Raw genomic sequence first — 544 nt, forward strand, 5'->3', positions numbered from 1 at the left:
GAACTGCTATGACCAGTGAGAGTTTGTAAGACTTGCCCGTTGCGATTCCACAGCTTTACCGTGTTGTCAAAACTGGCAGAGGCAATGGTTTGACCGTCGGGGCTAAATGCCACGCTATTAACCGAACTGCTATGACCAGTGAGAGTTTGTAAGGCTTGCCCGTTGCGATTCCACAACTTCACCGTCTTGTCATCACTTGCAGAGGCAATGGTTTGACCGTCGGGGCTAAATGCTACGCTATTAACCGAACTGCTATGACCAGTGAGAGTTTGTAAGACTTGCCTGTTGCGATTCCACAGCTTCACCGTGTTGTCAGAACTTGCAGAGGCAATGGTTTGACCGTCGGGGCTAAATGCCACGCCCGAAACTGAACTGCTATGACCAGTGAGAGTTTGTAAGACTTGCCCGTTGCGATTCCACAACTTCACCGTCTTGTCAGAACTTGCAGAGGCAATGGTTTGACCGTCGGGGCTAAATGCCACGCCCAAAACTGAACTGCTATGACCAGTGAGAGTTTGTAAGACTTGCCCGTTGCGATTCCACA

1 protein-coding gene is annotated in these 544 nt (G+C 50.0%); it reads right to left on the minus strand.

Going from position 1 to position 544, the window contains the following annotated elements:
* On the minus strand, positions 1-544 hold a 544-nt coding region (locus tag ACM0OY_RS40560), incomplete at both ends, for a WD40 repeat domain-containing protein (protein WP_414574326.1).

Origin of the sequence: Nostoc sp. CCY 9925 (genome assembly GCF_963920935.1) — a bacterium.
Classification (GTDB): domain Bacteria; phylum Cyanobacteriota; class Cyanobacteriia; order Cyanobacteriales; family Nostocaceae; genus Nostoc.